This is a genomic window from Nonomuraea aridisoli, from assembly GCF_003236395.1.
Classification (GTDB): Bacteria; Actinomycetota; Actinomycetes; order Streptosporangiales; family Streptosporangiaceae; genus Nonomuraea; species Nonomuraea aridisoli.
Genome location: NZ_POUD01000438.1, coordinates 1 through 4814, shown reverse-complemented (window position 1 = coordinate 4814; position 4814 = coordinate 1). Strand labels below are relative to the sequence as shown.

The following is a 4814-nucleotide window of genomic DNA, read 5'->3' as shown; positions in this document are numbered from 1 at the left end:
GGGCTGGGGGGAAGGTTCTGTCACGGTGTTCCTCGGCGACATGCTGGGGTGCTGGGCTGAGGTCTGATTCGGGGTCTGATTCTGTGGCTGGTCTGGGGACTGGACGGCGCCTTCTGCCGGCCGCGGTGAGGACCCGGGTAAGGCGTCCAGGACGGCCGTTGCCGCGCCGGGGGTGGCGGTTCGCGGCATGCTCAGCACGTGACCGTACCCGCCCTCAGGATGGGCGTCGAGGACGGGTCGGTGGCCGTAGGGCAGGCGGGAACGCCCCGGCGGCCTGAGCCAGGCAGTCCGATCATGATCTCGATCTTCTCACGGTACGCTGCGCCCGCGCGCGCTTCGCTACGATGATCGGCCATCTACCGGGACGAAACGGGGAGATCATGGCGGACTTCGGGCTTCTGTGCGTGCACGCCCATCCCGACGACGAGGCCGTCTGGACGGGCGGCACCCTGGCCCGCTACGCCGACGAGGGCGCCAGGACCGCCGTGGTCACCTGCACCTGGGCCGAGGGCACGGTACGCGCCGGCGAGCTGGAGCGCTCGCTCGCCGTCCTCGGCGCGGGCGAGCCGCGCCTGCTCGGCTACGCCGACGCCCGCAAGCCGGAATCGGCCCCCGGCCGGCCCCGCTTCCTCGACGTGCCGCTGGAGGAGGCGATCGGCCGCCTGGTGGCGCACATCAGGGACGTACGGCCCGACGTCGTGCTCACCTACGACGGCTACGGCTCCTACGGCCACCCCGACCACGTGCACGCCCACCGGCTCACGCTGGCCGCCGTCGAGGCGGCCGGGTACGACCAGCTCTACCCGGAGGCGGGCGAGCCGTGGCGGCCCCGCGCGCTCTACCTGGCGACGATCCCGCGTTCGGTCGTGGTCTCGCACTGGCGGGCGGTCTTCGGCGACGACCCGCCGGCCGGCCAGGCGCTGCCGGGCGTCCCCGACGACCAGATCGGCGCCCGTCTGGACGTGGCGGCGTGGGCGGAGCGCAAGTGGGCGGCCATGCACGCGCACGAGTCGGAGGTCGGCCGCGGCGCCTCGATGACCCTGCTGACCTCGCTGCCCGAGCCGGCCCGCGCGCAGCTGCTGGGCAACGAGTGGTACCGCCGGGTCTCCTACACCGGAGGCGCCGAGGTCGCGCTCGGCTGACTAGCCCGCAGAGCGGGCGTGGGCATCGAGGAGGTGGGCTACTGCTTCGGTCACCTGGGTGGCGAAGGGGATGTTCAGCCATTCGTCCGGCACGTGCGCGTTCGAGTCGGCCCCGAGTGCGCCCGTGACGACGAACTGCGCGTGGGGATACCGCCTGCCGAGCATCTCCATGAACGGGATGCCGCCGCCGATGCCCATGTTCCGGCACGGCTTCCCGAATACGCGATCACCGACCTGCTCCAGCGCCGAGGCCAGCCATGGCGCCGGTGTCGGCGCGTGCCAGCCGTTCAAGGTCATGAAGTCGCCGACCTCGACCTGCGCCCCGTACGGCGTGTCGGTCGTGAGGATCTTCTCCAGGGCGGTCCGCGCCGCCTCGGCGTCGACCGAGGGGGGAAGGCGGAAGCTCAGCCGGAAGGACGTCCAGGGGCGCAGGACGGCGCCCGCCACCGCGGGCTCAGGGAGTCCGGCGGCGCCCGTCACCGACAGGGTGGGCCGCCAGGTGTTGTTGAGGACGAGCTCGACGTCGTCGTCCGACGCCCGCCTCATCCCCCGCACCAGCGGGAGCCGGGGCACGGCGACCTCCGGATGGAGCGCGACGAACTCCGCCGCCTCCGCGCGCCGTTCCTGCGGGATCGGCGCGAGCATCTCGGGGATTTTGACCTCGCCGGTCTGCGCGTCCTCGATCCGGTCGAGCAACTGACGCATGACGCGGAACGAGCTCGGCACGACGCCGCTCGCGAGCCCGGAGTGGACACCCGTCTCAAGGACGCGCACCGTGACGGTCGCCTGCAGCGCGCCGCGCAGGCTCGAGGTCAGCCACAGACGCTCGTAGTCTCCGCCGCCCCCGTCCAGGCAGATCACCAACGACACGTCGCCGAGCCGGTCGGCGAGGTGCTCCAGGTACGCGGGCAGGTCCGGGCTTCCGGATTCCTCGCCGGTCTCCAGCAGCACCACCGCCCGGGAATGCTCGCCGCCCGCCGCGCGTACGGCCTCCAGCGCGGTCGTGGCGGCGTAGCCCGAATACCCGTCATCGGCCGAGCCACGGCCGTAGAGCCGGCCCTCGCGGATCACCGCCTGCCACGGTCCCAGCCCTTCCGACCAGCCGCCGAGGGGCGGCTGCTTGTCGAGGTGCCCGTACAGCAGGACGGTCCCGCTCGCGGCCGCGCCCGGCGTCGCGGGCACGTCCATGAAGAGGAGCGGGGCGCGGCCGTCGAGCTGGACGACGTCAACCCGCGCGCCGGGCAGGGCCCGCGTCGCCACCCAGGCCCGCACGTGTTCGACCGCGGCCCGCAGATGGCCGTGCTCCTCCCAGGCGGCGTCGTATGCGGGCGACACGGCGGGAATCTCGATCAGTCCGGAGAGGCTGGGCAGCACGGTGTTCGCCCAGGCGTCGGTGGTCGATTCGCGAAGTTTCTCGTAATCCATGCGGTAATACTGTCGTACGGCGGGGCGTGACCGTGGTGTTCGACAGAAGCGGGCCTCCTGGCGATGGCGCTGGCGGTCGCCGTGCTCCACGAGGGAACCCCACCCCCGGAAACCGGCACGTGCCGGCCTGTATATATTGAGACTCCTTGAGGGTTTCCTTGCGTCGGATGAGTTCCCCCGACCGCCGAACATGATGTCTGCGAGACGCTCCCCCCAGTCCCCTACGGGCAGAGACGGTGCGGCAGGGCGCGATCATGAGAGGTGGGTCACCGTGACGGATGTTCGTGTGCCGAGATCCGAAGCTCCGGTGCGGATCGGCGGATACGGCGTGGTGCGACGGCTGGGCGAAGGCGGCCAGGGCACGGTCTTCCTCGGCGAGTCGCCCGGCGGGGCGCAGGTCGCCATCAAGATGTTGCACTCGTGCGTCGCGGCCGACTCCCACGTCAGGAACGGGTTCTGGTGCGAGGCGGAGATCGCCGCGAGCGTGGCCGCGTTCTCCACGGCCCGAGTGCTGGAGACCGGATTCGCCGAGGAGCGTCCGTACATCGTCAGCGAGTACGTGCCCGGCCCGTCGCTGGAGGAACTCGTCAAGGGAGACGGGCCGCGGACCGGCAGCGGGCTGGAGCGGCTGGCGGTCACCACGCTGACCGCGCTGACCTCGATCCACGCGGCCGGGATCGTGCACCGGGACTTCAAGCCGGCCAACGTGATCATGGGTCCGGAAGGTCCCGTGGTGATCGACTTCGGGATCGCACTCGCGGCGAACACGGCCGCGGGCACCACCGGACCCCTGGGCACGCCGGCGTACATGTCACCGGAGCAGTTCGACGACCAGCCGCTCACTCCCGCCTCCGACATGTTCTCCTGGGCGGGGACCATGGTCTTCGCGGCGACCGGGCGGCCTGCGTTCGCCAAGAGCACCGTGCCGGCGACGCTCAACGCCATCTTCCATGCCAAGCCTGACCTTTCCGGCGTGCCGGAAACGCTACGACCTCTGGTGGCGGCCTGCCTGGCGAAGGATCCGGCGGCTCGTCCGGCGGCCGTGGACGTTCTGTGCGAGCTCGTCGGAGGCGGCCGCGGGCTGTCCCCGTCCTCCACGAGCGTTTCGGCCTCCTGCCACGTCAGTGCCGCCGGTCGGCCCCGGCAGCAGTCCGAACCGCCCGCTCACCGGCACCGGCGCACCCGCGTGGCCGGCAGGCACGCGGGCTCGCCGCTCCACAGGCCGGCGAGGCCGATCATCGCCCTGTCCCGTCTGCGTCGCGGCGTCGCGGCCCTGGTCGGCGGCGCGGCGCTGGCCGTGACGGCCGGCACGCTGTTCCTCACGCCGGTGTTCGGCGACGCGGCCGGCGCGCAGGGCCGCCAGGTGGACGGCTCCACCGCCGTGTCGGAATGCCCTGCTCCCTCCAAGCCCTCGCCTCATCGGCCGCCCGCGGCGCACCCGGCCGGCGTGAACTGTGACGTCGAAGTGAGCGGGAGCAGGTGACCACCGAAGCGTTCATCATCGTGCCCGGCCCTGGACCCGCCGGCGCAGGCGGCCCCGGTCGGCCTTGCTGGTGTGGGCCTTGTCTGGCCGTCACCATTTCACGGTGCCACGCCTGTGACCAGGTCAAACTCGTACACCACTCCCGTGGACGCAACCCCCCCGCGAACGCCCTAGGTAGCCGGTTCGCGCTGCATCACGCCGGGCGGTTCCTTCTGTGCGTCATCGTCCCGGCGTGCACCGGCCGCGTGCTGGTGCGTCCGGACGATGGTGGGGTCCACGTCACCGTCCAGCCGATCTTCCACGCGGCGTGCGCCCACCCTGCAAGGCTGGCAGGATCCGCGCCCGGTCCCTAGCCGCGTGGCGCGTACATGATCACTGCCACGCCCACCAGGCAGATCAGCGCGCCGGCGACGTCCCAGCGGTCGGGGCGGAAGCCGTCCACGACCATGCCCCAGGCCAGGGAGCCGGCGACGAAGACGCCGCCGTACGCGGCCAGGATGCGGCCGAAGTGCGGGTCGGGCTGGAAGGTGGCGACGAACCCGTACGCCGCCAGGGCCAGCACCCCGGCGCCGATCCACAGCAGGCCGCGCTGCTCGCGCCAGCCCTGCCAGACCAGCCACGCGCCGCCGATCTCCGCGACGGCGGCCAGGACGAACAGGGCGATCGAGCGCAGCACGGTCATGCGGCTCACCCTAGGTGAGGCGCGAGGCCGGCCGGGGTCGCGGTTCCTCGCTCGGCGGCCACGCCGGGGGTCAGGCCGGGGG

The 4814-nt window shown here is 72.4% G+C and carries 4 protein-coding genes; 2 read left to right on the top strand and 2 right to left on the bottom strand.

Annotated features, from left to right (window positions below; translation table 11 throughout):
• The first annotated feature begins 380 nt into the window (after nucleotides 1–380).
• Entirely contained in the window at nucleotides 381–1142 is a 762-nt protein-coding gene (locus C1J01_RS46270) for a PIG-L family deacetylase (protein WP_111185349.1), read from the top strand.
• On the opposite strand, the gene C1J01_RS46265 is transcribed toward C1J01_RS46270, so the two are convergent.
• Nucleotides 1143–2567 (bottom strand): M20/M25/M40 family metallo-hydrolase, encoded by a 1425-nt coding sequence (locus C1J01_RS46265; protein WP_111185348.1) that lies wholly within the window; start codon nucleotides 2565–2567, stop codon nucleotides 1143–1145.
• Between the two features lie 286 nt (nucleotides 2568–2853).
• Between C1J01_RS46265 and C1J01_RS46260 the strand changes: the two genes are divergently transcribed.
• The gene (locus tag C1J01_RS46260; protein ID WP_181449340.1) at nucleotides 2854–4050 is read left to right on the top strand and encodes a serine/threonine-protein kinase; all 1197 of its coding nucleotides are present in this window, start codon (nucleotides 2854–2856) and stop codon (nucleotides 4048–4050) included.
• Between the two features lie 349 nt (nucleotides 4051–4399).
• Here the strand turns inward: C1J01_RS46260 and C1J01_RS46250 are convergent, their stop codons facing one another.
• Nucleotides 4400–4732 (bottom strand): YnfA family protein, encoded by a 333-nt coding sequence (locus C1J01_RS46250; protein WP_111185346.1) that lies wholly within the window; start codon nucleotides 4730–4732, stop codon nucleotides 4400–4402.
• Between the last annotated feature and the right edge of the window lie 82 nt (nucleotides 4733–4814).

Bases quoted from the DNA above. Each gene is read 5' to 3' on its own strand.
- C1J01_RS46270 (WP_111185349.1), top strand. From the start codon at position 381: ATGGCGGACTTCGGGCTTCTGTGCGTGCACGCCCATCCCGACGACGAG.
- C1J01_RS46265 (WP_111185348.1), bottom strand. From the start codon at position 2,567: ATGGATTACGAGAAACTTCGCGAATCGACCACCGACGCCTGGGCGAAC.
- C1J01_RS46250 (WP_111185346.1), bottom strand. From the start codon at position 4,732: ATGACCGTGCTGCGCTCGATCGCCCTGTTCGTCCTGGCCGCCGTCGCG.